24 protein-coding genes are annotated in these 26,537 nt (G+C 67.0%); 13 read left to right on the forward strand and 11 right to left on the reverse strand.

Annotated features, from left to right (window positions below):
- Window positions 1-18 precede the first annotated feature (18 nt).
- The 3 genes from L1892_RS03220 (at window position 19) to L1892_RS03230 (ending at window position 3,922) form a co-directional block, all read left to right on the forward strand.
- The gene (locus L1892_RS03220; protein WP_235722354.1) at window positions 19-579 is read left to right on the forward strand and encodes a TetR/AcrR family transcriptional regulator; all 561 of its coding nucleotides are present in this window, start codon (window positions 19-21) and stop codon (window positions 577-579) included.
- A 68-nt stretch (window positions 580-647) separates the two neighbouring features.
- On the forward strand, window positions 648-2,261 hold the full coding sequence (locus L1892_RS03225; RefSeq protein WP_235722024.1) for a GMC oxidoreductase: 1,614 nt from the start codon (window positions 648-650) through the stop codon (window positions 2,259-2,261).
- Window positions 2,262-2,371: 110 nt separating this feature from the next.
- The gene (locus L1892_RS03230) at window positions 2,372-3,922 is read left to right on the forward strand and encodes an acyl-CoA synthetase (RefSeq protein WP_235722025.1); all 1,551 of its coding nucleotides are present in this window, start codon (window positions 2,372-2,374) and stop codon (window positions 3,920-3,922) included.
- A 66-nt stretch (window positions 3,923-3,988) separates the two neighbouring features.
- Here the strand turns inward: L1892_RS03230 and L1892_RS03235 are convergent, their stop codons facing one another.
- Window positions 3,989-5,617, reverse strand: coding sequence for an ABC-F family ATP-binding cassette domain-containing protein (locus L1892_RS03235; protein WP_235722026.1), 1,629 nt, complete (start codon window positions 5,615-5,617; stop codon window positions 3,989-3,991).
- A 111-nt stretch (window positions 5,618-5,728) separates the two neighbouring features.
- Here L1892_RS03235 and L1892_RS03240 point away from each other — a divergent pair, with 111 nt between their 5' ends.
- From L1892_RS03240 to L1892_RS03265, 6 genes are all read left to right on the forward strand, one after another.
- Window positions 5,729-6,502 carry an SDR family oxidoreductase gene (locus tag L1892_RS03240; protein WP_235722355.1) on the forward strand — a complete coding sequence of 258 codons (774 nt, stop codon included), beginning with the start codon at window positions 5,729-5,731 and terminating at the stop codon, window positions 6,500-6,502.
- Between the two features lie 4 nt (window positions 6,503-6,506).
- On the forward strand, window positions 6,507-7,637 hold the full coding sequence (locus tag L1892_RS03245) for a lycopene cyclase family protein (protein ID WP_235722027.1): 1,131 nt from the start codon (window positions 6,507-6,509) through the stop codon (window positions 7,635-7,637).
- A gap of 102 nt (window positions 7,638-7,739) precedes the next feature.
- The gene (locus tag L1892_RS03250) at window positions 7,740-9,788 is read left to right on the forward strand and encodes a glycosyltransferase (RefSeq protein ID WP_235722028.1); all 2,049 of its coding nucleotides are present in this window, start codon (window positions 7,740-7,742) and stop codon (window positions 9,786-9,788) included.
- On the forward strand, window positions 9,785-12,031 hold the full coding sequence (locus tag L1892_RS03255) for a hypothetical protein (protein ID WP_235722029.1): 2,247 nt from the start codon (window positions 9,785-9,787) through the stop codon (window positions 12,029-12,031). Before L1892_RS03250 ends, L1892_RS03255 begins: the two co-directional genes overlap by 4 nt.
- Entirely contained in the window at window positions 12,028-12,222 is a 195-nt protein-coding gene (locus tag L1892_RS03260; RefSeq protein ID WP_235722030.1) for a hypothetical protein, read from the forward strand. Before L1892_RS03255 ends, L1892_RS03260 begins: the two co-directional genes overlap by 4 nt.
- Before the next feature lie 26 nt (window positions 12,223-12,248).
- Window positions 12,249-13,178: a glycoside hydrolase family 16 protein gene (locus L1892_RS03265; protein ID WP_235722031.1), complete on the forward strand. Its 930-nt coding sequence runs from the start codon at window positions 12,249-12,251 to the stop codon at window positions 13,176-13,178.
- A gap of 1 nt (window position 13,179) precedes the next feature.
- Here the strand turns inward: L1892_RS03265 and L1892_RS03270 are convergent, their stop codons facing one another.
- Window positions 13,180-14,445: a lipopolysaccharide biosynthesis protein gene (locus tag L1892_RS03270; protein WP_235722032.1), complete on the reverse strand. Its 1,266-nt coding sequence runs from the start codon at window positions 14,443-14,445 to the stop codon at window positions 13,180-13,182.
- A gap of 175 nt (window positions 14,446-14,620) precedes the next feature.
- Between L1892_RS03270 and L1892_RS03275 the strand changes: the two genes are divergently transcribed.
- The 3 genes from L1892_RS03275 to L1892_RS03285 are packed head-to-tail and all read left to right on the forward strand — an operon-like array spanning window position 14,621 to window position 19,211.
- Complete coding sequence (locus L1892_RS03275; protein WP_235722033.1) at window positions 14,621-17,056, forward strand: AMP-binding protein; 2,436 nt, start codon at window positions 14,621-14,623, stop codon at window positions 17,054-17,056.
- Window positions 17,053-17,919 (forward strand): beta-1,6-N-acetylglucosaminyltransferase, encoded by an 867-nt coding sequence (locus L1892_RS03280; RefSeq protein ID WP_235722034.1) that lies wholly within the window; start codon window positions 17,053-17,055, stop codon window positions 17,917-17,919. The genes L1892_RS03275 and L1892_RS03280 overlap by 4 nt, the downstream gene beginning before the upstream one ends.
- Window positions 17,913-19,211, forward strand: a complete 1,299-nt coding sequence (locus tag L1892_RS03285) for a lipopolysaccharide biosynthesis protein (protein WP_235722035.1) — start codon at window positions 17,913-17,915, stop codon at window positions 19,209-19,211. Before L1892_RS03280 ends, L1892_RS03285 begins: the two co-directional genes overlap by 7 nt.
- A gap of 20 nt (window positions 19,212-19,231) precedes the next feature.
- On the opposite strand, the gene L1892_RS03290 is transcribed toward L1892_RS03285, so the two are convergent.
- The 5 genes from L1892_RS03290 to L1892_RS03310 all read right to left on the reverse strand — a co-directional run bounded on the left by L1892_RS03290 (window position 19,232) and on the right by L1892_RS03310 (window position 23,137).
- A complete protein-coding gene (locus L1892_RS03290) occupies window positions 19,232-20,116 on the reverse strand; it encodes a glycosyltransferase family 2 protein (protein WP_235722036.1) in 885 nt (294 codons plus the stop codon).
- 104 nt (window positions 20,117-20,220) lie between these two features.
- Complete coding sequence (locus L1892_RS03295) at window positions 20,221-20,382, reverse strand: hypothetical protein (RefSeq protein ID WP_235722037.1); 162 nt, start codon at window positions 20,380-20,382, stop codon at window positions 20,221-20,223.
- Between the two features lie 75 nt (window positions 20,383-20,457).
- Window positions 20,458-21,441 (reverse strand): glycosyltransferase family 2 protein, encoded by a 984-nt coding sequence (locus L1892_RS03300; RefSeq protein WP_235722038.1) that lies wholly within the window; start codon window positions 21,439-21,441, stop codon window positions 20,458-20,460.
- A gap of 81 nt (window positions 21,442-21,522) precedes the next feature.
- Window positions 21,523-21,885, reverse strand: coding sequence for a DnaJ family domain-containing protein (locus L1892_RS03305; protein ID WP_235722356.1), 363 nt, complete (start codon window positions 21,883-21,885; stop codon window positions 21,523-21,525).
- 106 nt (window positions 21,886-21,991) lie between these two features.
- Window positions 21,992-23,137, reverse strand: coding sequence for a helix-turn-helix transcriptional regulator (locus L1892_RS03310; protein ID WP_235722039.1), 1,146 nt, complete (start codon window positions 23,135-23,137; stop codon window positions 21,992-21,994).
- A gap of 118 nt (window positions 23,138-23,255) precedes the next feature.
- On the opposite strand from L1892_RS03310, the gene L1892_RS03315 reads away from it, so the two are divergent.
- Window positions 23,256-23,564: a hypothetical protein gene (locus tag L1892_RS03315; protein WP_235722040.1), complete on the forward strand. Its 309-nt coding sequence runs from the start codon at window positions 23,256-23,258 to the stop codon at window positions 23,562-23,564.
- Window positions 23,565-23,567: 3 nt separating this feature from the next.
- On the opposite strand, the gene L1892_RS03320 is transcribed toward L1892_RS03315, so the two are convergent.
- Genes L1892_RS03320 through sufC form a run of 4 tightly spaced genes read right to left on the reverse strand, consistent with a single transcriptional unit; the run spans window position 23,568 to window position 26,480 of the window.
- Window positions 23,568-23,948, reverse strand: coding sequence for a metal-sulfur cluster assembly factor (locus L1892_RS03320; RefSeq protein ID WP_235722041.1), 381 nt, complete (start codon window positions 23,946-23,948; stop codon window positions 23,568-23,570).
- Window positions 23,945-24,400, reverse strand: coding sequence for a Fe-S cluster assembly sulfur transfer protein SufU (gene sufU / locus L1892_RS03325; protein ID WP_235722042.1), 456 nt, complete (start codon window positions 24,398-24,400; stop codon window positions 23,945-23,947). Before sufU ends, L1892_RS03320 begins: the two co-directional genes overlap by 4 nt.
- A complete protein-coding gene (locus tag L1892_RS03330; protein WP_308191646.1) occupies window positions 24,400-25,683 on the reverse strand; it encodes a cysteine desulfurase in 1,284 nt (427 codons plus the stop codon). The genes sufU and L1892_RS03330 overlap by 1 nt, the downstream gene beginning before the upstream one ends.
- A gap of 23 nt (window positions 25,684-25,706) precedes the next feature.
- Window positions 25,707-26,480 carry a Fe-S cluster assembly ATPase SufC gene (sufC, locus tag L1892_RS03335; RefSeq protein ID WP_235722043.1) on the reverse strand — a complete coding sequence of 258 codons (774 nt, stop codon included), beginning with the start codon at window positions 26,478-26,480 and terminating at the stop codon, window positions 25,707-25,709.
- Window positions 26,481-26,537: the final 57 nt, after the last annotated feature.

The following is a 26,537-nucleotide window of genomic DNA, read 5'->3' on the forward strand; positions in this document are numbered from 1 at the left end:
GCTCCCTTGTATGTCCCATTGGTGTTGTGGGCGGGCGCGCCGGGGCGCTTCGCCCGGCCGCCCCCCCCCCCGCGGCACTGCTTCGCCGAATACGGTTATGACGGCGCGACCGTCAAACGCATCGAAGAGTCCACCGGGCTGTCCCGGGGCGCGATCTTCCACCATTTCCGCGACAAGGAAGCGCTGTTCCTCGCCCTTGCCCAGGAGGACGCCGAGCGGATGGCCGATGTCGCGGCCGAACAGGGTCTGGTACAGGTCATGCGCGACATGCTCGCGCGTCCGCAGGATTTCGACTGGCTCGGCACGCGACTGGAGATCGCCCGTAAACTGCGCACCGACTCGTCGTTTCGTTCCACCTGGCTTGCGTTCTCGGGTGACGTGGAGGCCGCGACGCTGCGGCGTCTCGAACGGGGACGACAAGCAGGCAGACTCCGCGATGATGTCGACACCGACGTCCTGGTGAAGTATCTCGACCTCGTTCTCGACGGTCTGATCACCAGACTGGCCACCGGGCAACCGACCGACGATCTGCACGCTGTGCTCGACCTCGTCGAGGAATCGGTGCGCACGAAACGCTGACGCTCCGGGCCCGGAGGCGAGCGCGATTTCGGCGTCGAAGGTCCGGCCAGGCCCGTAGAATTGCTCGGGTGGACCGTGCGGCGGCCGGGCGCACACCGATCACACGCAGAGCGCTGATCCGGGGCTCTGCGGGTTTCGGCGCGCTCGGTGCCCTCGCTGCCGTCACATCCCGCACCTCGGCTGCCCAACCGGCCTCGGCCATCGTGATCGGCAGCGGCTTCGGCGGTGCGGTCGCCGCATTGCGACTCGGCCGTGCCGGCATCCGCACAACCGTCCTCGAACGCGGCAGGCGCTGGCCGATTCGCGCAGACGGCAACACTTTCGCCACCTTCACCAGTCCGGACAAGCGGGCCGCGTGGTTCAGCCCGACCGCCGGGATCTCCGGCCTCCTGCAGATACCCGTCGAGCCGTATCCCGGTGTGCTTGAGAAGATCCAGGGCAACGGGATCGAGGCGGTGTACGGTGCCGGTGTCGGCGGCGGTTCGCTGGTGTTCGGCGCGTTCGCGGCGCAGCCCGACAAGCCCGATTTCGACATGGTCTTTCCCGGTGGCACGGACTACGACGAACTGGCACGGACGTACTATCCGCGGGCGCGGCAGATGATTCGGGCCGCGCCGCTACCTCCGGACATCCTGGCTCATCCGAATTACGTGGGTGCTCGATCCTGGATCCGGACGGTTGCCCGATATGGCGTGGCGCCGAGCTTCATCGACTATTCGGTGAACTGGGACATCGTCCGCAGCGAACTCGCCGGAACGGCCCCGCCCGGGATCAGCAACGGCGATCTGTCCTATGGCGTCAACAGCGGCGCGAAGACATCCGTGGATCACAACTACCTGCCCGCCGCCGAGGCGACCGGGCACGTCACCATCAAACCCATGCACGAGGTCTTCGAGATCCGACCTCGCAGTCGGCGGCCCGGCTTCGTCGTGCGGGCCCGACTCATCGACGAGCGCCGCACCACGCTGCGGATCGTGACGATGGAGTCCGACTATCTGTTCATGGCGGCCGGCTCATTCCACACGACATCGCTGCTCGTGCGGGCGCGTGCGCTCGGACACCTGCCGCGTCTGTCCCCACACATCGGCGACGGCTTCGGCGCCAACGGAGACTTCGTGGTCCTGCGCACCGCCTTGCGTGACCCCTACGGGCCGATCCAGGGCGGGCCCGGTTACGGGCGAATTCGCGACGATCAGCTCTCGGGCGGACCGGCCGCAATCGTCTATCAGGCCAGTCCCTTCCCGTCGCCGCTGGGCGGGGTCGCGACCACCCACCTGATCCAGGTCCACACCGATGAGCGCGGGAGCATCGATTTCGACCACGCGACCGGCCAGACACGTCTGACGTATCCCTTCGCCGAGGGGACCAGCGTCCTCGACCGACGCGCGTCCGCGTTCGCCGGGCATTTCCATCGCATGACCGAGACGCGACACGGACACCCGCGCAATGGCATCCCGGTGTACAGCCGCGCATCCGGGTTCGGCTCGGGAAGCACCTATCACGGCCTCGGTGGGGTCGTGATCGACCGTGCCGCACGGTCAGACGGATCGGTGATCGGCTATGACAACCTCTATGTCGTGGACGGATCCTTCGCGCCGGGCGCCGTGGGTCTGGTCAACCCGTCGCTGACCATTCTGGCCCTGGCCGAACGCACGATGGACAGGTTCGTCGCCACCCTCTGACAATCGAGGTTCGATCGGGTGGGGTACTGTGATGCACGACACCCCGATCGATCGTTCGGTAACAGTCGACACAGATGTGCAGAGTCGTCCCTTCGTCAGAGGAGTACCACGTGTTCCCCGGAGTCTTCGCCGCTTCCACCCCGGACAAGCCCGCCGTCATTCGCGCCTCCACCGGCGAACAACTCACCTATCGCCAACTCGACGACAACTCCACGCGCCTCGCCAATCACCTGGAATCGCTCGGCCTACGGCCTGGCGACACCGTCGCGATGATCTCGCAAAACGACCTGCACATGTTCGAGGTCTATTGGGCGGCGCTGCGTAGTGGCCTGTATGTGACCGCGATCAACCACCACCTGACCGCCGGGGAGACGAACTACATCCTCGGCGACTGCAACGCCAAGGTGGTTTTCGCCGGCGCGTCAGTGGCCGATGCGGTCGCCGCGAGCGACCAGATCCCAGCGCTGGCCGAGCCCGGTCATCGTCTCGCCTGGGGCGGCGAGATCGCCGGATTCGAATCGTATGATGCCGCGCTCACCACCGCTTCCGATGCCCCGCGCACCGATCAGCCCCGCGGCACCGACATGCTGTACTCGTCCGGGACCACAGGCCGTCCCAAGGGAATTCAGACTCCGTTGCCCCAAGGACAGGTCGACGAGATCCCCGATACCTACACGGCGATCTTCGCCCCGATGTACGGCTACGACGACAACGCCGTCTACCTCTCCCCTGCACCGCTGTATCACGCTGCGCCACTGCGCTACTGCGGAATGACCAACTCGGTCGGCGGGACGGTCGTGTTCCTCGACCGGTTCGACCCCGAGACCGCCCTGAGCGCCATCGAGAAGTTCCGGATCACGCACAGTCAATGGGTACCGACGATGTTCATCCGGATGCTCAAGCTGCCGGCGGATGTCCGCGAGAAGTACGACGTGAGCAGCATCAAGCTCGCCATCCACGCGGCCGCCCCGTGCCCGGTCGACGTCAAGCGCGCGATGATCGAGTGGTGGGGTCCGGTCATCCACGAGTATTACGCCTCCACCGAGGCCGCCGGCGCCACCTTCATCGGACCGCAGGAGGCGCTTGATCATCCCGGCTCGGTCGGCAAGCCGCTGCTGGGTGTGGTGCACATCTGCGACGAGGCCGGCAACGACCTACCCACCGGCGAGGTCGGCCTCGTCTACTTCGAACGCGACGAACCCGCCTTCGAATACCACAACGACCCGGAGAAGACCCGCAGCGCACAACATCCCGAGCACGCGAACTGGGCGAACACTGGCGACATGGGATACGTCGACGACGAGGGCTACCTGTACCTCACCGACCGCAAGGCGTTCATGATCATCTCCGGCGGGGTCAACATCTATCCGCAGGAAGCGGAGAACGTTCTGGTCAATCACCCCGCCGTGTTCGACGTCGGAGTGATCGGGGTCCCCGACGAGGAGCTCGGCGAAGTCGCGAAGGCCTGTGTCCAACCCGCACCGGGCTACGCGCCATCGCCGGAGCTCGCCGATGAACTGCTCGACTACACCAAGGAGTCGATCGCGGCGTACAAGGCGCCTCGTTCGGTGGACTTCGTCGACGACCTGCCGCGCACACCCACCGGCAAACTGGTGAAAGGTGAACTGCGCAAGCAATATTGGCCCGAGAAGGTGCACTGACGGACAGCTGATCTGGTAGTACGAACCGTGCGGGAACCGCCGGTTCGTACTACGAGATCGCGTGGGTCAGGCGAGTTCGATGAGCTCCTGGTATTCGTCGGACCAGTGGTCCTCGGTGCCGTCCGGCAACAGGATCACGCGCTGCGGGTCCAGTGCGGCCGCGGCGCCGGGGTCGTGGGTCACCAGCACCACCGCACCGGTGTAGCTGCGCAGCGCATCGAGCACCTGTTCACGGGAGATCGGATCGAGGTTGTTGGTCGGTTCGTCGAGTAACAGGACATTCGCCGACGAGGAGACCAACCCGGCCAGGGTCAGTCGTGTCTTCTCGCCGCCGGACAGCGTGCCGGCCGGCTGGTCGAGTTGCGCGCCGCTGAACATGAAGGCGCCCAGTAGACCTCGAAGATCCTGCTCGCCCGCGTCCGGTGCGGCATGGCGGATGTTCTCCCAGACCGTCGCCATGTCGTCAAGAGTGTCGTGCTCCTGCGCGAAGTAGCCGATCTTGAGCCCGTAGCCGGGTTCGATCGAGCCGATGTCAGATTTCTCGACCCCCGCCAGGAGCTTGAGCAGGGTGGTCTTGCCCGCACCGTTGAGGCCGAGCACAACCACCCGGCTGCCCTTGTCGATCGCCAGGTCGACGCCGGTGAAGATCTCGAGCGACCCATAGGTTTTCGTCAAACCGCTGGCCATGAGCGGAGTCTTGCCGCAGGTGGCCGGTTCCGGGAACCGGATGCGTGCGGTGCGGTCGGACACGCGTTCCTCGTCGAGCGAGTCGAGCATGCGATCGGCGCGTTTGAGCATGTTCTGTGCGGCGGTGGCCTTGGTCGCCTTGGCGCCGAGTTTGGCCGCCTGCGCGCGCAACGCGCCGGCCTTCTTCTCCGCGTTGGCACGTTCGCGCTTGCGTCGTTGTTCGTCGGTGGCACGCGCGTCGAGGTAGCGTTTCCAGCCCATGTTGTAGACGTCTGCCTCACCGCGGACGGCGTCGAGGAACCACACTCGGTTCACGACGTCGGCCAACAGCTCCACGTCGTGGCTGATCACGACAAGGCCGCCCTCGTGGTTCTGCAGGAAGCCCCGTAACCAGGCGATCGAATCGGCGTCGAGGTGGTTGGTCGGCTCATCCAGCAACAGGGTGGTGTCAGACTTGCCGGCGTCATCGGAGGCGGCGAACAGGATGCGCGCCAGCTCGATACGACGTCGCTGACCTCCGGAGAGCGTGCCGAGCGGCTGACCCAGAACCCGGTCCGGCAAACCGAGGCTGTGGCAGATCCGGGCCGCATCCGATTCGGCCACGTAACCGCCCAGGGCGGCGAACCGCTCCTCGAGCTGCCCGTACTTATGCACCGCCTTGTCACGCACGCGGTCATCGGCCGCCTCGGCCATCAGCGCTTGCTGCTTCTCCATCTGACGCAGGATGGCGTCGAGTCCGCGGGCCGAGAGCACCCGGTCCTTGGCGAGGACGTCGAGATCGCCCTCCTTGGGGTCCTGCGGGAGATATCCGAGGTCGCCGCTGCGCAGCACGCTGCCCGCATACGGCTCGGTCTCACCGGCCAGGATGCGCAGGGTGGTCGTCTTGCCGGCCCCGTTTCGGCCGACGAGACCGATACGGTCGCCGGGCTGAATGCGCAGCGCATCGCCGGGCGCCGCCAACAGTGTCCGCGCGCCCGCTCGAACTTCCAGGTCAGTCGCGGTGATCACGGCGAACCAGTCTACCTGCGCAGCGGCTCAGACCTATCCGGCCGACTCTGCCCGAACGATCGATCGGCCCGATACGGTGAGTGCGTGAGTGAACCGCAACGCACCTCGACCATGATCAACGCCCCTGGCGACCTGACCGGAAAGTGCGCCGTGGTGACCGGCGCCAGCCGTGGTATCGGGCTGGCCATCGCCACCGAACTGGCACGATGCGGAGCTTCGGTGGTGATCACCGCACGCAAACCGGATCCGTTGGCCGCCGCCGCCGAGGATATCCGGGCCGCCGTGGCCGGTGCCACCATCGTCACGTCCCCCGGCAATGCCGGTGACGAATCTCACCGCGCCGAGGCGATCGCCGCTGCAGTCGAACTCGGTGGTGTGGACATTCTGGTGAACAACACCGGCATCAACCCGATCATGGGCCCCCTGATGGACGCCGATCTCAGCGCCGTCCGCAAGATCTTCGATGTCAACGTCGCCGGCACCCTCGGATTCATCCAGGAGGCCTATCGCGCCGGGATGCGCGAGCACGGCGGGTCCATCGTCAACATCTCCTCGGTGGCCGGACTGCGGTCGACCGGCGCGATCGCCGCCTACGGGGCGTCGAAGGCGGCGTTGATCCGGTTGACCGAAGAACTCGCGTGGGAACTGGGGCCCGGGATCCGGGTGAACGCGATCGCCCCATCGGTGGTGCGGACGACCTTCGCTTCCGGACTGATCGCCGGTGACAACGAGGCGCGCATCGCCGCCGGCTACCCGATGGCCCGTATCGGCGAACCCGTGGACGTGGCCCGCGCGGCCGCATTTCTCGCAGGCGACGCATCGGCCTGGATCACCGGAGAGACCATTCGCGTGGACGGCGGCATGATGGCCACCGGCGGCGCGTGAGGATGTGACAACGCACGTCGCAGTCCTCGGTGCAGGACCCTCGGGCCGCGGCCTCGCCCATCGACTCCTCGTGGCCGGCCTCGACGTCACGGTGGTGGAGGCCCACCCGAGCCGGCCGTGGTTGGCGACCTATGCCTGCTGGAGCGACGAACTCCCGGCCTGGCTGGACCCGTCCACGATCGCCGCCCAGGTGAGTGCTGTCGGAGTGATCGGCCACACCGCAACCGAACTCGCTCGCGGATACAGCGTGTTCCACACCGCCGCGCTGCAGCGCAAGCTCACGCTCGACGACGCGCGGGTGGTCGGCGGACGCGTCGCAGACGTCGATGGTGGGCGCATCCGCCTCACCGACGGAACAACTGTCACTGCCGACGTGGTGGTCGACTGTCGCGGATCGTCGGCGCGCCACGCGCCGCGCCAGACGGCTTTCGGCATCGTCGTCGACGCGGCCACCGCGCGCCGCCATCTCGACAGCGCCGACGCCGTTCTGATGGATTGGCGTGCCACCGAGCGTGATCCGGGTGCCCTGCCGTCATTCCTGTACGCCATCCCGCTCGGTGATGACGAGTTTCTCCTCGAGGAGACGTGCCTGGCCGGTCGGCCCGCACTGTCGCTCGACGTGCTCGAGCATCGTCTGCGCAGTCGTCTCCGGGGCACCCCAACCGGCGTCCGACGAACCGAGCGGGTGTCGTTTCCGTTGACGGCGACGTCCGGACGACCCTGGCGACCCCGGCCGTTGCGCCACGGAGCCGCCGGTGGCCTCCTGCATCCCACCACCGGATACAGCGTCGCGTCGGCACTGTGCGAGGCCGATCGGCTGGTCGGGGCGATCTCCGCCGGCCGCGACCCGGCGTCGACCCTGTGGCCTCGGAGCGCACGGGCGGTGTACCGCCTCCGCTTGCGGGGGCTCGCCGTGCTGCTCCGACTCGACGCCGAGGAGACCATCGGCTTCTTCGACGCCTTCTTCGCCATGCCGTTGACCGCCCAACGCAGCTATCTCAGCGACCGTGGCGACCTGTCCGGGACCCTGGCCGCCATGGCGCGAGTGTTCGCCGGTCTCGACATGTCCGTGCGAGCCGACGTCGCCCGAGGGTGTCTGGACCGGCCACCACCGTCCGGCGACGTCCCCGATTGAGCTGCTGCCCGACCATCGCCTACTCTAGGTTAGCCTTGCCTTGCCTAATTGAGGTTTCTCAAGGTGACCAAGGTTTCGTTGGACGTTCAGAGGAGACGGTCGGTGACCAGTTCTGCCACCGGTGTACACAGTCCCGCTCGATCCGGCCCGGTCTCGATCTGCGCGGTGATCTGCTGCTACACGACCGACCGGTGGTCGGTGGCCACTCGCGGCATTGACGCGGTGGCGCGACAGCTCGCGCCGACCGATCGGCTGCTCATCGTGGTCGACCACAATGCGGCTCTGCGCCGGCGATTCCTCGACCACGTCGACGAACAGCGGCCGGTAGGCGTTGCGACCGATCAGATCGTCGTGGTGGACAACGCAGGTGAGACTGGTTTGTCCGGCGCGCGCAACACCGGACTGGCCAACGCCACCGAGGACGTGCTCGTCTTCCTCGACGACGACGCGATCGTCCGACCGGGCGGGCTCGACGAGGTACGGATCGCGTTCACCGATGCCGCGACCGTGGCGATCGGCGGTGGCGTCCACCCCGCGTGGGACGGTCGGGCCCCGAGGTGGTTTCCCCGTGAGTTCGGCTGGGTGATCGGATGCGACTATCGCGGAATCGCGGCCGACGGCGGCGAGATCCGTAACCCGATCGGTGCCGCGATGGCGGTTCGACGTGCCGCACTCGAGACGATCGGGGGCTTCGCCACCGAACTGGGGCGAGTCGGCACGATCCCGGCCGGCTGCGAGGAGACGCTGATGGGAATCGAGTTGCGCCGGGCCTACCCCGACGGCCGGATACTGCGACGGGTCGCTTTCGCGGTCGACCATCACGTGCCTGCGCAGCGTGCCGACCTACGCTACTTCCTGTCCCGCTGTCGTCACGAAGGCCAGTCGAAGGCGCTGCTGAGTCGCATCGCCGTACCATCGCAGGCGCTGTCCGCCGAGATCAGGTTCGTGGCGGCGACGGTGACCACCGCAGTCGCCCGATACACCGCCCGGTTCTTCCACGGTGACCGCAGCGCCGCAGCGCGCCTGGCCGTTATGGTCCTCGGCGTGGCCGTGACCGCGATCGGCACACTGATCGGATCGCTTCGCGGCGCCCCGTCGGCTGCCCGGCCCTCGGTTCCCGGAAGGTCACACACCCCGGTGACCGCCGACGATCTGGTGTCGATCGTGATCCCGTCGGTCGGCCGAGACCTGTTGCCGCTCACGGTGCACGCGCTGTTGGCACAGGAGAGCCCGAACATCGAGGTGATCGTGGTGGACAATCGTCCCGCGCGGGGTGACGCCCGCGCGCTGGTCAGCGCGATCACCGACGGTCGGTTACGCGTCGTCGACCAGCCCCGCGCTGGTGTGTCCGCCGCCCGCAACGCCGGCATCGCGGCGGCGTCCGGGCGCATCATCGCCTTCACCGACGACGACGCGATCACCGATCCCGACTGGGTGACACGGATTCTCGACACCTTCGCCGCCGACTCCACCGGCAGCCTGGGCGCGGTCAGTGGTCGCGTGTTCAGCACCGAACAGACGACCGAGATCCAGGGATGGTTCGAGGCCACCGGAATGTTCGACAAGGGCCCCACCGCCACCGTCTGGTCGATGGCGCCGCAGCCCGCCCACCGGGTGCTCGGCGAACAGGGGCCCACCGGGGTCTTCTTCCCTTACGTGGCGGGGCAATTCGGCTCCGGCAACAACATGGCGTTCACCGCGGAAGCGCTGTCACGCATCGGTGGGTTCGACGAACGACTGGGAACCGGGACGCCCTCGCGTGGGGGTGAGGATCTCGATGGCTTTCGCTCGGCGATCCTCGCCGGATGGACAGTCTGCTATCGCCCGGAGATGATCGTGCGTCATCATCATCGCGACACGATGGCGGATTTGCGTGCCCAGTGCTACGGCTACGGCACCGGCATGGCCGCGTCGTTGGCCAAGGTACTCGGCTCGCGTCATGCGCTCGGCGTGCTTCGGTGCCTACCGCTGGGGCTCTGGTTGTTGTTCGCACCGGGGTCGACGCGCAACGAGATCTTCCCGGACGCCTGGCCTCGGCACCTGCGCGCTCTCGAACAGCTCGGATACCTCACCGGTCCATGGCTGTTCGTGCGTACGCATCTGCAGCTGCGTCGACGCACCGTGGCCGGCCCGAGGAGGCGGCAGTCGTGACCACCACCGTCGCCGAGCCGGTCGGTACGCATACGAACGCCGAGTCGACCGCCCACGGGTGGTCTCCGCGCGTGGGGTTGTATTCCGCTGCTCTGCTGGGTCTCTCGCTGCTGCTGATCACGCTGTGGCAGTCGGTCATGCCCGATACCGCGCCGCCCACGGCAGTCCGGGTGGTGCTTGTCGTCGCCGGGGTGATGTTCCTGCCGGGTATTCCCGTGGTGATCGCGCTGCGGATCCCGGGGCGGGCCTTGAGCACGGTCTTGGCTGTGTCGGTGTCCGTGTCGATCAATGCGCTCGCCGCACAGGTGAGCATCGTCGCCGAGGCGTGGAACCCGCTGCGCACCCAGAGCATCGTCGTGATCCTGGGCCTGGTGGCGTGCGCCGTCGCCTTCCGTACGGTCCCGGCGCGTACCTCGAGCGGTCCGATCGGGTTCGCCCGTCACCGGTGGACGGGCCGACGAGGATGCGAACTGCTCGCACTCGCCGTCGCGGTGGTGATGTTCGTCGCCGCGGCGCGCAGCATCGATGTCCTCGACGCCGGCCACTACGGCGTCATCGCCCTGGTGAGCCCCTGGTACATCGTCGGCATAGCCATCGTCGCCGGCGTCCTCGTGTCGGCGTTGCGAGCCCGGCGTCTCGACACGGTCGTGCTCGGCGCGCTCACCACCGTGATCATCCTCTTCAACACCATGCTGGTGGGACTGGCCACCGGCCAGACCTCGATCCCGACGTCCTTCGTGCACCGTGGATTCATCTCGATCCTCGCCGAGTCGCATCACCTGCCCAGCCAGATCGACGCGCGGTTCAGTTGGGCCGGGTTCTTTGCGCTGAGCGCCGGAATCCAGGACCTCACCGGATTGTCCGACGTGACCGCGTTGATGATGTGGGCGCCTCTGGTCTCCGGGATCGTGTTGTCGTTCGGGCTCTATGCCATCGCCATCGCGATCACCGGTCGCGCACGCCTCGCGTGGCTGGCGGTGTTCCTGTACCACGCCACCAACTGGTACCAGCAGGACTACTTCGCCCCGCAGGCGATGGCGATGATCGGCTACACCGCGATCATCGCGACACTGTTCTGGCAGCTACGCCGCGCCCCACTGCCACCGCTGACCGGTGACACGCGCGGACAACGCATCCGACAGGCGATCTCCCGCACCCCCGGCCGCGTCCCCGGCTTCGGTCCCGGACGCACACTCGCCGTGGGCGCCGTCGTGCTGGTGATCATCACGGCGAACACCGTGACCCACCAGATCACACCGATGCTGACCGTGCTGGCACTCGCCGCCTTCGCGCTCACCGGGGCCACCCGGTACCGAACACTCTGGCTGGCAGCGGGTCTCATCTTCGCGGCGTGGTTCACCTACGGCGCGACGGACTACTGGTTCGGGCATCTGCCATCGGTGGTCAGCGAGATCGGTCAGGTCGGGCAATCGGTGAACGCGGGCGTCGGTGATCGCCTCAACGGAGATCCCACCTACCAGCGGATGCAGTACCTGAGGATGGCGGCCTCCGGCGGTTTCGTGCTGCTGGGGCTGGTGGGGTGGAGTCTGTGGCGTGGCAGACGGTCCTGGGCGGTGGGCGGCATGGTGTGCGCGTCGCCGTTCGTCCTCGTCTTCCTGCAGAGCTACGGCGGCGAGATGATCCTGCGTGCCTTCCTGCTCGCCTCCCCCACCGTGGCCCCGTTCGCCGCACTCGCGCTGGCCCTCCTCGCGCCCCGGCTGCGCCGGATGTTAGCACCCGCAGTCGTGGTCGGCGCGATGGTCCTCGTGACCCTGCTGGGTGTGCTGGAGACGACCAATCGCGGACTCAACACCGCTTTCGAGGCCACCACCCGCGACGAGGTGGCCGTGACAGACGCGTTCATCGCCGCCGCGCCACCCGATGCGCGGGTGTTGAGTTTCGGCTACGCACCGCAGAGCGTCGGGGTGCGCCGCACACTCGACCCGGCCGGCCCACAGTTGTTCACCGTCGACAGCTACGACTGTCTCGACGATCTGGCGAGGTGCGCCGACGAACACGGTCCCGACTACCTCTACATTCCCAATCAGGGACTGCAGATGATCGCCTTGCAGTACGGCGTGCCACTGGCCGAGGTACACGATGAGATCGACGCGATCCTGGCGTCCGGCACCTATGTCACCGACGTCGACACCGACTCGGTGACGATTCTGCGGCGCGTCACCGAACCGTCGATCGACTACTCCGGAGTACTCGGGCCCAACTATCGACGGGATCTGCCATGAACGTCTCGATCGTGTTCTTCATCACCTGCGGACTGCTCCTGTTGTGCGGGGACCTGCTGCGCGAGTTGACCGTCGCCTCGACCGGAACGATCGGGCGGCAGGCGTCGGCGCACCGCTTGACCGCGGTGCTGGCCATCTGCACGGTGGCCACCGCCTACGTCACGCTCATGCGGTTGGCCGAGGCCCTGTGAGGGTGGGCCCTGTGAGGGTGGGCGCGGTGAGGGTCGGCGCGGTGAGGGTGGGCGCGTCACGTCGCCTGCTCAGTACCGCACTGGTCCCGCTCGTCGCCATGGTGTCCGCCTGCACCGCGGCATCGGGGTCCGCCGATGAAGCAGCGACCACCGGTGGCGCAGCCTGTCCGCAGCCCGATGCGGTGAATGCAACGGCACCGGCACCATCGGCGGCGGGACCTGCGTGGGAACAGGTCTTCGTCGACGACTTCGATCGGTGTTCGCTCGGCGAACAGTGGGGTACCTATGCGGGCAGCCCGGGCGGCAATCCCGTGGGGACATGGGACGAGTCGATGGTCACGCTGGCCGACGGCACGCTTCGGCTCGCCGGCCAACGGACACCCACCGGATGGGTGACCGGCGGTGTCTCCAATTATCCGGTGACCCAGACCTATGGGCGGTGGGAGGTGCGCATGCGCGCCGATCCCAGCGCCGACCTGTCCTACCACCTACTCCTGTGGCCGCAGAACGAGCAGTGGCCGCCGGAGATCGACTTCGCCGAATCGGTGTCGGCGATGCGCGACGAGATGTCGGCGTTCGTGCACTGGCAGAGCGCGGGCCAGAACCGAAAGGCCAACGCCGACATCGCGGGTCGCTTCATCGACTGGCACACGGTCGGGGTCGAGTGGCTGCCGGGCCTGATCCGCTACCTGCTCGACGGCCAGGTGTGGGCCGAGGTGCGTTCGGCCGACATGGTTCCGAACACGCCCATGTGGCTCGGCATGCAAGTCGAGGCAGGTGCCTGCGAGCGGCGCCTGGACTGGGGTATGACGCCGTGCGGCGATGATGAACCGAGGCCGCAGAGCGCGGATCTCGAGGTGGACTGGGTCAGTGTGTACCGACCGAGCGCAGAGTTCGCCTCGGCCGCCGAGGGCTACTTCAGCCCCACCCCCGGTGCGATACAGATCGGCGAGTGAGTCACCCCGGATATCGCCGCGGTGGCCGATCGAGCAGGGCGCGGGCCACGGGAATGGCCACCAGCACGGTGGTGATCGCCTCGGCCACGATCATGGCCCATCCCGCGCCGGCCAGTCCGTCCCGGGAGATCCACAGCGCACAGAGGGTGAGCATCACGACGGCATTGAGCGACTGGACCAGCAGTGCGGGAAGCAGTCTGCGCCGCATCCGGCAGATCGCGGTGAACGCCAGTCCGGCCACGGCGCAGGGAATCGCGATCGCAGCCAACCGCATCAGCGGTGTCCCCGCATCACTGTAACCGGGCCCTGCGAGTCGCAGGAGCAGCGGCCCGACGGTCAGCAAACCGAGCGACGCGACCCCCGCCACCACCGCCAGGATCGCTACGAAACGTCTCGTCAACGACACCACGTCCTCGGGCGCCGCGCTGACCGCGGCAACATAGGGTCCCATCAGCATCGTCATCAGCACCAACACGGCACTCACCAGCGACCATACGATCGCGAAATAGGCGTTGGACTCGGCGCCGAGAAGTCCGATCACCACCGGCGGCAACAGCAGCGGCGTCAGCGAACTCGCGACGTAGATGCCGTAGTTGCCGGCGATGAAGCGCCACTGCTGCGACCACGGGGGCAGATCCACGTCGACGGCCGCGGGTGTGCGCGCCGCCTGCACCAACGCGCGGCGTGCCACCACCCACAGAGCACCGCTCAACAAGGCTGCGGTCACCACCCAACCGAGAATCATGCCCAGACGTCCGGCCACCGCCGCCACACCCGCCGCCACAAGGAGTTTCAGGACGGCGTGGGCGATGTTCTTGCGCGCCGCCCAATCGGCGCGTTGCATCGCGATCGAGATGTGGTCGAGCAGCGCGAACCCCGACAGCACCACCACCACAACCGGAAACAGTGCCATCTGCGCCGGCGAGGCGAACATCTCTGAAGTGGGGCCGACGAGCAGGAAGCCGAGTCCGAGCAGAGCTCCCACCGAGGCGCCGACGGCGAGTCCTCGGATGGGGAGCCGCACGCTGCGAGCGCCCGCGATCGGCAGGAACCGCTCGAAATACGCGCCCAACCCGAGATTCCCGAAGGCCGACAACATCGTCGCGGTGGTGATGACCGCTGCCGCAGCGCCGACCTCGCCGGGCGGGTAGAGACGGCCCATCACGATCCAGTAGACGAGCCCGACCCCCGCGGTGACGACGCCGGAGATCGCGAGCGCCAGGGAGTTCCGCTCGATTCCGGGTGCCAGCGACGTCCGCGACCCCATTGCTTCCCCATTTCGTGTAGGAGATCCCACAGCGCAGCTACCGAGCCGCCCCGCTCCGACAGGTAACAGTAGGCTAACCTAACCAATGTCTCGCACGTACCTCGCCGCGAGCACGAACAGGGGGTCCAGTCCGGTGACACCACAAGCAGTCCTGAGCGACAGGTTCGCTGCTGTGGTGTCCGCACACGCCGACCGCACGGCGGTGCACACCGGGCAGGCCTTGATCACCTACGCGGAACTGGGACGGCAGGTCGCACAGCGCAGCGACCGGATCGGCGGGGCCGACGACCCGCGGCCGCTGGCGGTGCGTCTCGACGGGTCCGGCGAGGCGGTGGCCGCACTGATCGCCGCGCTGCTGTCGGGCCGTCCGGTGGTTCCCGTCGACGCCGCCCTGCCATCCGAGCGGGTGCGCGCCATGGTCGGCGCGGTGCACGCGCGTGCGTTCCCGGGCTGCGATCTCCCGGGCTGCGACCTCCCGGCTGCGGCGACCGCCGCCGGGCCACCGCCCCCGACCGTGCGGATACCGCCGTCGTGCCTGGTGATCGCGTTCACCTCGGGTAGCACGGGTCGGCCGAAGGCCGTCTTGCATCCGGCTGCATTGTGGCTCAACCAGATCGAGGAACTCGGTGAGGAACTCGGCCTGGGCCCCGACCACCGGGCCGCTCAGGCCCTGCCGGTCGGATACGGCGGCGGGCTCGACATCACCCTGGCCGCCCTCTTCAACGGTGCGACGCTGCACCTGGTGGAACCCCGCCTCGACGGCGTCGACGCGGCAGTGCAGGCGCTGCGGCACCACGCGCCGGACTCTCTGCACCTGAGTCCGGCCCTCCTCCGTGCGATCTGCGGCGCACCCGACGCCCATGCGGCACTACACGCTGTGGGTGTGGTCGCCACCTGCGGCGAAACCGTCCACTCGGCGGATGTGCGGGCGCTACGCGCACTCGCCCCCTCGGCGACGTTCATCAATAGATCGGGTTCTTCGGAGACCGGGAACCTCACCTTCAACGTGGTTCCGCCCGCATGCCCGCTGCCGGACGGGATGCTCAGCGCCGGCCGACCGGCGCGGCACAAGCAGATTCGCATCGTCGACGACGCCGGAACCACGTTGCCCGACGGCGAGATCGGGCACGTCCATGTCACTTCGGCCCACATCGCGTCGGGCTACGTCGTCGACGGCCGGGTAGAGCTCTTCGAATCCGCTGCTGACGGGCGCCGCGACCACAGACTGGGTGACCGGGGTCGCTTCCACGATGGCGAGCTGCATCTCGTGGGCCGCACCGACGACACCATCAAGATCCGCGGCTACCGCGTGGACATCGCCGAGATCACCTCGGCCGCGATGGCCGTCGCGGGCATCGACGATGCGGTCGTCACGATCACCACGACGCGGGGACGTCCCGAGATCGTGGCCCATCTGGCCCCGACCCCGGGCAGGCGGCCTCCCGCGGTCGCCGACGTCCGTGCCGCGCTGGGCACGGTGCTGCCGACCTGGATGCAGCCGACCCATCTCATCATGGTTGCGGCACTGCCCCGAACCAGCAACGGCAAGGTCGACCGCACCGCCCTGCCCGACCCGGTCGATCGTGCGCCGCGGGTGGCGCCGAGAAGTGTGACGGAGGGTCTGCTGGCGCCGATCTGGGCGGATCTGTTGTCGGTGAGCGATATCGGCGCCGACGACGACTTCACGTCTCTCGGCGGTGACTCGTTGACCGCTGTCGAACTGATCCGGCGGATCGAGGACACCTTCGGCGTCCGGATCTCCCCGTCGACCGTTGTCAGCGCCGGCACCCTGGCCGCGCTGGCCACGCGCATCGATGGACAAGCCGACCATGCCGGCGCCGGAGTTGTTGCCGAACTCCCGTCCGTGGACGACAACCTCATTCGATCGGCCGGGCGACCGCTGGTCTTCGCGTTCGCCGGCGCCGGCGAAGCTGCGCTCGCGTTCGCACCGCTGTCGCGTCGGATGCGGGGATACCGAGTGATCGGATTACAGGCGCATGCCCTGGAGCGCCGCGGACTGCCCGATTGGACCATCACTCGCGCGGCCCGTCGGTGCGTCGACCACATCACCGCGATCGACCCGACCGGACCGTATCAGTTCGTCGGACACTCCCTCGGCGGCGTGATCGCCATGGAGGCCGCGCGCATCCTGGCCCGATCCGGCCGAGAGGTCAGTCACATCGTCTGCCTCGACACCATTCTCACCGGTCCGCTGGGCACCCGCAGCAGTGTCGCGTTGACCGACTGCACCGCGTCGGCGGCGCACGCGGCGCAGTCGCGCGCCCCGGCCCGGCGCACCGAGTTGTGGCGCACCCGCATGGCTCTGTTGACCGCCGGGTGGTGGCGGCGACCAACCGAAGCACAGTGGGCGCTGTTCCACGAGCTCGGCCGCCGTTCGGCGATGCTGCATCGACTGCGGCCCTATCCCGGTGCCCTCACCGCCGTGCTGGCCGAGGACAATCCGGATCTCGCGGAGTGGTGGTATTCGGTGGCACCCGAGTGCCGCGCGGTCCACCGCGTCGGCGGCGATCACAACGGCATGCTGCGCTCACCGCATGTCGATCGCACCGCCGACCTCGTCCGATCCGCATTGTCGGGAGTGCCGGTGTGAGCGCACGATTCGCCGCGCACATCATGGCGCACGACAAACCTCAGCTGCTCGGCGCTCTCGTCGAGTCGTTGCACCACGCCCGCATCGACGTCTACATCCACATCGATGCAGGTGCGGCGCAACCGATGTTCGTCGATGCGCTACCCCGCGGGATCACCGCACACTTCGTGCCGCACCACCGACGGGTACGGGTCCGGTGGGGCGGGCTGAGTCAACTGCGCGCCACCTTCGCACTGCTCGACCAAGCCCGAGCCAACGGCGGCCGCTATCACCGGCATTCACTTCTGTCCGGGACCGACGTGCTGCTGCGCGACCTGCCCGAACTGATCGACCTGTGGTCCGGCGACGACGAACTGATCCGGGTCGACCGACGGATCGACAGCCCCGATCAGCCGATGGCGCAGAAGATCACCACGTACCACTTCCCCGACCATCCCCTGCTCGACCGGCTTCGGCTCTCCGGCCGGATACCACGCAGGACGGACATCACCCTGCCGATCTTCCAGGGATCGCAATGGTGGTCGCTCACCGATGACGCGGTCGCCGCAGCCCGCAAGGTGATCGACGATCACCCGAAGTGGCTGCGACGCCACCGCTTCTCGCACTGTCCCGACGAATTCGTGATCCACTCGGCGCTGATGGCGACCCGCTACCGGGAAATGATCGCGCAGGAGTACTCCGCGCTCACCGAGTGTCCTGATCACACGGTGCACGGTCAGCATTTCATCGACTGGTCGGATCCGACGGCACTGCGACCGCCCGAGCTGACCGCCGAATCGCTTGCGCGCGCACGCGCCGGTCCGGCCATGTTCGCCCGCAAGGCCGGCGCCGACTGGACCTGGCGGATGGCACCCACATGCTGAACCGTTCCACCAACACCGCCAACCGGGTCACCGCCAACCGATTGGTGGTCAACGCCGGTGCGCTGATGATCTCGTCGCTGGCGACCGGGCTGCTGGGCCTCGTCTACTGGGTTGTCGCGGGGCGATGTTTTCCCGCGGCGGCAGTCGGCCAGGCCTCTGCGGTGGTCAGCACCGCCACCGCGTTGGCATCGCTGTCATGTCTGTCGCTCGGTGGCGCCTTCCAACGGTTCCTGCCCATCGCCGGCGACCGGTCGGCGAGGTTGGTGGCCGGCGGCTACGCGATCGTCTGCACCGCCGCGGTGGTCTTGGGCACCGGATTCGTGCTGACGGGATTCGGCGACCGCATCCTGCTGACCACCGTCGAGAGGGCCACGTTTCCTCTGGTGGTGATCGTGTTCGCCCTCTACGCGCTCACCGATCCGATCCTGACCGGCCTACGGCGCGCACCAGCCGTGGCCACCAAGAACATCACGTTGTCGGTGATCAAGATCGTCCCGTTGTTCCTACTGGCCGGCAGCGGTTCGGCACTGTCGATCACCGGATCGTGGACGGTGCTGGCCGCCGTCATCACCACCGCCTTCGTGTTCCACGCGGTGCGTCACGCAGCCGCCCGGCGCGGCGAGAGGGGCGACCAGCTCCCGCCCGCCCGCGAGATGCTCGCCTTTCAAGGCGCCTTCTTCACCATGACCCTGGTCAGTTCCACCACGCCGTTGGTGGTGCCGTTGATCGTCGTGCACGAGTTGGGCACCACCGCCAATGCCTACTTCAACCTCGCGTGGACGATGTGTACGGCTGCCGGGCTGCTGCGCAGCGCGGTCGGTTCCGCGTTCGTAGTGGAAGCGTCCCAACCCTCTGCGGATCGTCCGGCGCTGCTTCGTCATCTGCGACGCATGCTGACCGGCGTCACCGCGCTGACCGTTGTCGGCGTGGCCATCGGCGGACCCATCGTCCTGCTCCTCGCCGGCCGCGAGTACGTCGAGTCCGCCGGCTGGTTGATGGTGATCATGGCAGGCACCGCGGTCGTGGAGACGGTGGTGCTCACCTACTTCCTCATCGCGCAGTTGCAGCGGCGGATGCGGCTGATGCTGATCACGCAGATCGTGATGGTGATCGTCACCGTTGGCGGAGCATTCGTCCTGATCGGACCTCTCGGCCTGACCGGGGTCGGGCTTGCCTCGCTGTCATCGGCCACCGTGGCGTTGGCGCTCGTCGCACGGCCCCTCGCACGCGGCGTTCGGGAGATGGCGGGCGAACCGTCACCGGTCGCACCGGCCCGCCCGCTGGTGGGGTGAGCAGGCTCAGCAAGCCGCGGTCAGTCCTTGACGGCGTTCAACGTTGCCTCGACCACCCGGCGCCCGCCGAACCGAGCCGTTTCCATGCCCGGCCGGCGACGAAGGGCGGCGGCCGCTGCAGCCGCCGTCGACATGGTGGTCCGGATCACCGGTGCGGGGGCCGGCCACATCAACTGGCGGATGGTGGCCTCCGACACCGGCCGCCTCCCCGTCCGCTCGGCGTATGCGGCGGCCACCCGGAGATGAGTCGCCCGCTGGATCTCGGCGTGCCGTGCACTGACCTGCGCGCTGTGTGTGCGATACCGGTAGCCGACCATCGGGAGGTTGCCGAGTTCACCATGCTCGGCCAGCCGGGAGAAGAACTCGTAATCCTCGGCGTGCGGATACTTGGGGTCGAAGCGTAAGCCGTTCCGGGCGAGTACTTTCCGACGCATCATCACCGACGCGCCGCAGTGACAACTCGCCAGCAGCAGCCGCTCCCGACAAGCCCGATCGCCACGGGGCATGCGCACCCGACCGGTCATCGTCCCGAACATCTCGTAGTCCGTACCGCACACGACCGCTGTCGGTCGTTCCTCGAGCCAGCGCACTTGTGCCGTCAGTCGTCCCGGGACGGACAGATCATCGGCATCCATCCGAGCCAGGTACGCGCCACGCGCCTCGTCCAACCCGGTGTTCAGGGCCGCGATCAGCCCGGAGTTCGGCTGACGCACCACCCTGATGCGCGGATCGCCCAGCGCTGCGAGTTCATCCATCCCGGCGTCGGTCGACCCGTCGTCGACGACCAACAGTTCGAGGTCGATGTGATCTCCGGCCATCACCGAACGAGCCGCATCAGCGATGTAGCCCGCCGCGTTGTACACCGGCATCAGGATGGTGATCAGCGGTATCCGTGTCGGCGCCATTGCCCATCCGCTCCATCCGACGACCCGTTGAGACAACCAACTTAGGTTAGCCTAATAGCCTCTGGCGGCGGCAGGCGGGAGCACCCCTGGGTCAGCCGAGGATGTCAGTGTCGTTGGCCCGGTGTCACCGGCGCGATGGCCTCGGTTTCGTCGCTGACGGTGTCGTGGCTGGTGGCCGGGTAGTCGTCATCGCCCTCATCGACCTCCATCGACTGCTCGATGAGATCGGCGTCATCGGCAGACGGGATCGGATCGTTGACGGTCATCGCGCACCTCTTTCGAAACTCGCGTTGGTCCGTACGTCTCCCAGCGTAGCAACGCCCACCGCGCCCATCGACCCGTCAACGGCGACGCAGGATGGCCGAGTACATGCCGGGGAGGTACTTGACCAGCCCGGCGAACACCATTTCCCGGTAGTGCCTGCCCTGCCACAGTATCGGGATGTCCCGGAGCGCGATCCGGGTGCGCACCTGGCTGATGGCGGTGTGCTGCAGACCCGATCGTGTCCCCTGGGCGTGCTGGTCACGCATGGCCAGATGTGCGACCGAGGTCAGGACCTCCCGATACCGGAATCCAGTGAACTCGCGGCGCCAATCGTGCTCGAGCGATGACTCGCACAACAGCTTGCGGATGTCGTCTTCGACGGTGAACAGGTCGAGGGTCGCCGGCGACAAGGTGGTCGAGATCGAACCCTCCCGATAGAGGTAGTGGTACAAGGGTCGATCGACCATCGCCACGCGTCGTGACGACAGCGCAATGCGCACACTGGTACCGATGTCTTCGTAGGCTTGGCCCTCCGCCCAAGGACGTGCACCGAGCACCTCCCGGCGAAACATCTTGGTGCATGCATATCCCTTGGCGCCGCCACTGATCAGCTCGCGTGCGTAGTGCGTTCCGGTGACCACGGGCGCCCGAACATGCTCCTCGTCGATCTGCAGCGTGTTCCCTGCTTCATCGACACGCCGCGTGCGGGTGACCGCGAAATCTGCGTCTGCGGCCTCGAGTGCGTCGACGAGTGTTTCGACGAACTCGGCGTCGACCTGGTCGTCGCTGTCGAGGAACCACACGAGGTCGGTGGTCAGCGCGGCCAGACCTGTGTTACGTGCGGCGCCGAGCCCTTTGTTGTGCGGCTGCGTGAGGAGGATGTAGGAACGCCCCTGTCCATCGAGGGTGGCGGTGGCGATGCCGACCGAGTCATCATCGCCACGATCGTCGACGAGAACAATCTCATCGATCGGCCGGGTCTGGGCGAGCACGGATTCCAGACACCCCCGAACGTAGGGCGCGCACCGATAGAGCGGGATCACGACGCCAACGGTCGGCATTCGACACCCCCATCACCGAAGACCGGACGATCTGGGATTAGGCTACCCTAATCTTGCGTTCCGCTTCCGGCCGGGCCCCTGTCAGCGCTCGCGTAGCGTACGCCAGCGCAACACCAGGGCATCGACGTCGACGGTGTGCGCGGTCACCAGCGTCGGAAGTCCGGCCCGACTGCTCAGATGGGCTTCGCGCACACGACGATTGAAATCGATCAGGATCTCCCGCACCGCGACCTCGTCGGCGATGTGGCGCAGCGACTCCGGAAAGCCCTGCGCCTCTTTTCTCAGTTGCAGTGGCATCGGGAGCAATGCCGAGGAGTCCAGATTCTCGTCCCGGATCTTGCGTTTGACCCACCAGTCGGGGTCGTCGGCGTCACTGAGATCGAGGGGCTTGCCCATACCGTCCAGGTTGTCGAACTCGCCACGTTCGGTCGCCTCCCGGATCATCTTCTCCACGCGTGACTCGTAGACGGGCGGTTTCCAGCGCCGCACGCGCCGAAACCGCCCGTCCGATGCCGCATGCTCATCCGACGGTTCACCCACGTGTGCAGTTCTACACCGCGCATCGACCCGGGGCGTCCCCACGACCGAGAATGCCCTCGTCGACGCGTGCATCTGCCGGTAGGTCACCGGCCACCCGCGCCACGAGCCCGTGTCGGTTCGGGCATCCCGTCTTCGCAAGAATCGCTTTCACGTGATCGTTGACGGTGTGCTCGGACACCGATAATTCCTGCGCGATCGCGTGAGTGTCCGCGCCGCGCAGCACCGATTCGAGCACGTCGACCTCGCGGCGGGTGAGACCGTGTACCCGACCGAACACCTCACGCCGATCGGTGAATCCGGATGGTTCGATCGTGACGGCGATGTCGCGCTCGTCGACGGGTGCCGGGCCCGTCATCCGATCGGCCTGAAGCGTGAGCCAGCCCAACCCGGCGATGTGCACCCGCGCACGGGACGGCCGGGCGTCGACACCGCGCTCGCGCGCAACCAGTTGCGCAGCAACGTTGTAGGCAGCTGCAGGAATGGCCGGCACATCCGGCGGCGCACCGTCGGGACCGGGATCGGGAGGATTTAGCCGATACAACTGTCGCCCCGCTTCCGCGGTCTGCCCGCGGACCGACAAGTCCGGCGCCAGCACGAGTACCGACGGACCAGCACGTGCACCGTCGACGCGGTCCCCGAAGCATCGGGCCTGACACCCGCGCAGCGCGTGTGTCACGGCGGACCGGATCTGCGCGAGGAGCTCCAGATCGGCATCGTCGAACGCTCGGCGGCCGTTCGATCGCCAGAGATCGAGCCATCCCCAATACCCGTGTTTGTCGGCGAAGACCACCGAGGCGATGTCGACGACGCCGAGCTTCGCCAATTCCGTTCGCCACAGTTGCGACCCGGCGAGCTCGGATTCGGTTGCCGCAGAGAGCCTTCCGACCTGCCGGGGGGACGACGTCAACGCCGTCCAGCGGTTGGCGGTGGCGAGATAGCGTGCGGTGATGAGCGCCGGAAGCCGGTGCCACGGCAAACCGGGAATCGCGGCCAACGGTGATGTCCCGACGCTGGTCTGTGGATCGGTGAGCAGCCATACGTAGCCGTCGAAGGCGAACTCGTCACGCAGGTGCTCGAGGACTGCCAATCGCAGTCCTTTCGCGTCCTGGCGCCGGGAGCAGGTTCGTTCCACCCGCGCCACGAGATCGGCACGCATGATCTCACCCTATCCTGCCGGCGACCGGGCGAAGATCCCCAGAGTTGGGGATGGTGGCACCGCAGACCAGGGCTCTACGTTGAGGTCACACGGACACCACAACAACAGGGAGAGAGTCATGTTCGCACTGCATGTCGCCACCGTGACCGACGACTACGGCCGCTGGCACGACGCGTTCGCACAGGCCGAAGGGTTCCGCGCGGGCGCGGGAGTCACCGCATACCGAGTCACGCGGAACCTCGACGATCCGACAAAGGTCTACGTCGACCTCGACTTCTGCGCGAAAGAGCAGGCCGAGCACTTCATCGGCGTACTGCAGAACATCTGGGACAGCAATCGATCACGATGTGTGGCACGCGGCCATGACCGGCCACAGGTGCGCGAGATCCTCGACGTCCACCAGTATGCTTCGTCGCAGCATCGCTGACAGCTATACCGTGAAGCCGAGCGCCCGCAGTTGTTCGCGGCCGTCATCGGTGATCTTGTCCGGACCCCACGGCGGGATCCAGACCCAGTTGATCTCCAGGTCGGTGCACAACCCGCTGCTGACGAGTGCTCCGCGCGACTGATCCTCGATCACATCGGTCAGCGGGCACGCTGCCGAGGTGAGGGTCATGTCGATCTTGGCCACCGCCTCGTCGGTGACCTCGATGCCGTACACCAGACCGAGATCGACGACGTTGATACCGAGTTCCGGGTCGACGACGTCGCGCATCGCCTCTTCGACATCCTCGAGTTGAGGCAGCGACGTGTTCGGCGCCTCAGGCTGTGCTGTTTCGGGCGCCTCCGGCGCGGTGATTTCCTCGCTCATGCTGACTCCTTTGCGTCGACCGTTTGTGACAACGCGTCTTTGAACGCCATCCATCCCAACAGCGCACACTTCACCCGCGCTGGATACTTGCTGACACCAGCGAACGCGATGCCGTCGCCGATCAGATCTTCGTTTCCTTCATCGGCACCCCGCGAGGTCATCATCGAGTTGAACGACTCGACGGTGGCCAGTGCGTCGTCCACCGACTCCCCGACCAGCTGGTCGTAGAGCACCGAGGTGGAAGCCTGTGAAATCGAACAGCCCTGACCGTCGTAGGAGATGTCCTCGATCGTTGTGTTGTCCGCCGAGACCGCGACGCGCAGGGTCACCTCGTCGCCGCAGGTCGGGTTGACGTGGTGCACCTCGGCACCGAATGGCTCACGCAGGCCACGACCGTGCGGATGTTTGTAGTGATCCAGGATCACCTCCTGGTACATCTGCTCCATCCGCATCAGCGCACTCCGAAGAAGCTCTGGGCCTTGACGATCGCGTCGACCAGCGCGTCGACCTCGGCGGTGGTGTTGTACGCGGCGAACGATGCCCGAACGGTCGCGGCCACACCGAAACGTCGATGCAACGGCCAGGCGCAATGATGTCCCACGCGAATCGCCACACCCTCGTCGTCGAGGATCTGCCCGAGATCGTGTGCATGCACACCCTCGGTCAAAAACGCGACAGCACCGCCGCGATCAGTGGCCGTCTGTGGGCCGATGATGCGTAGCCCATCGATTGTGCCGAGGCGTTCCAGGGCGTACACGGTGAGTCGATGCTCGTGGGCCGCGATCGCATCCATGCCGATCTGGTTCAGATACTTGACGGCTGCCCCCAGCCCCACCACCTGCGAGGTCATCGGCACGCCGGCCTCGAAGCGCTGCGGTGCCGGCGCATACGTCGAGGTCTCCATCGTGACCAACTCGATCATCGAACCGCCGGTGACGAAAGGTGGCAGGGACTCGAGCAGTTCCGGCTTGCCGTAGAGCACTCCCACGCCCGACGGGCCGAACATCTTGTGTCCGGAGAACGCAGCGAAATCGACGTCGAGCGCCGTGAAATCCACCGGTGCATGCGGCACCGACTGGCACGCGTCGAGCACCACCCGGGCGCCCACCGCCCGTGCGCGCCGGACGAGTTCGTCAACGTCGGACACTGCCCCGGTGACATTGGACTGGTGGGTGAAGGAGACGATCTTGACGGTCTCGTCGAGCTCCAGCGAGTCCAGGTCGATACGTCCGTCGTCGGTTACGCCGTACCACTTGAGGGTGGCTCCGGTCCTGCGGCACAGCTCTTGCCACGGGACGAGGTTGGCGTGATGCTCGAGCTCGGTGATGACCACGGTGTCCCCGGCACCCAGGCGCCGCCCGCCCAGCAGGGCGGCTGACCGGTCGTCGGAGAGTGTGTAGGCGACGAGGTTGATGGCCTCGGTCGCGTTCTTGGTGAACACGATCGTCTCCGAGGTCGCACCAACGAACTCGGCGATCGCGGCACGTGCATCCTCGTAGGCGTCGGTGGCCTCCTCAGCCAGCTGATGCGCCCCGCGATGAACAGCAGCGTTGTGTGTGGTGAGGAAGTCGCGTTCGGCGTCGAGCACCTGGACCGGGCGCTGCGATGTCGCGCCGGAATCCAGGTACACCAACCGTTTCCCGTCGCGAACCGTGCGCGCCAGGATAGGGAAGTCGGCCCTCAGACGGTCCACATCGATAGGCTGCGACGCCACCACATCCGGTGAGATCGTCACGTCTGCACCTCCTTCGACTGGGCTCAGCCCGCGGCAGCTGCCGAGGTGAACCGCACGTAGCCGTTCTCTTCGAGTTCGTCGGCGAGTTCGGGACCGGCCGACTCGACCACGCGACCGTTGACGAACACGTGGACGAAGTCCGGCTTGATGTAGCGCAGGATGCGCGTGTAGTGGGTGATCAGCAGGATGCCGCCGTGTTCGGTGGCCTTGTAACGGTTGACACCCTCGCTCACCACGCGCAACGCGTCGACGTCGAGTCCCGAGTCGGTCTCGTCGAGGATCGCGATCTTCGGCTTGAGCAGATCGAGCTGCAGGATCTCGTGACGCTTTTTCTCACCACCGGAGAAGCCCTCGTTGACGCTGCGCTCGCCGAACGACGGATCGATCTCCAGCGCGCTCATCGCCTCCTTGGTCTCCTTGACCCAGTGGCGCAGCTTCGGGGCCTCACCTCGTACCGAGGTGGCCGCCGTGCGCAGGAAGTTCGACATCGACACGCCGGGCACCTCGACCGGGTACTGCATGGCCAGGAAGAGACCGGCGCGGGCCCGCTCGTCGACGCTCATCTCTAGGACGTCCTCGCCGTCGAGGGTGATCGACCCCTGGGTCACCTGATACTTCGGGTGTCCGGCGATGGCGTAGGACAGCGTCGACTTCCCCGAACCATTGGGTCCCATGATCGCGTGCGTCTGATCGGACGACACGGTGAGGTCGACACCCTTGAGGATGTGGATGGGTTCGGCGTCGGTGTCGCTCTGCGCGACGTCGACGTGCAGGTCACGAATTTCCAGTGTGGTCATGTGGTGTGTTTCTTTCTAGGGCTGGTGATCTCGATCTCGATACGTCCTCGGCTAGCG

The sequence above is a fragment of the Gordonia tangerina genome (assembly GCF_021556435.1).
Lineage (GTDB): Bacteria > Actinomycetota > Actinomycetes > Mycobacteriales > Mycobacteriaceae > Gordonia > Gordonia tangerina.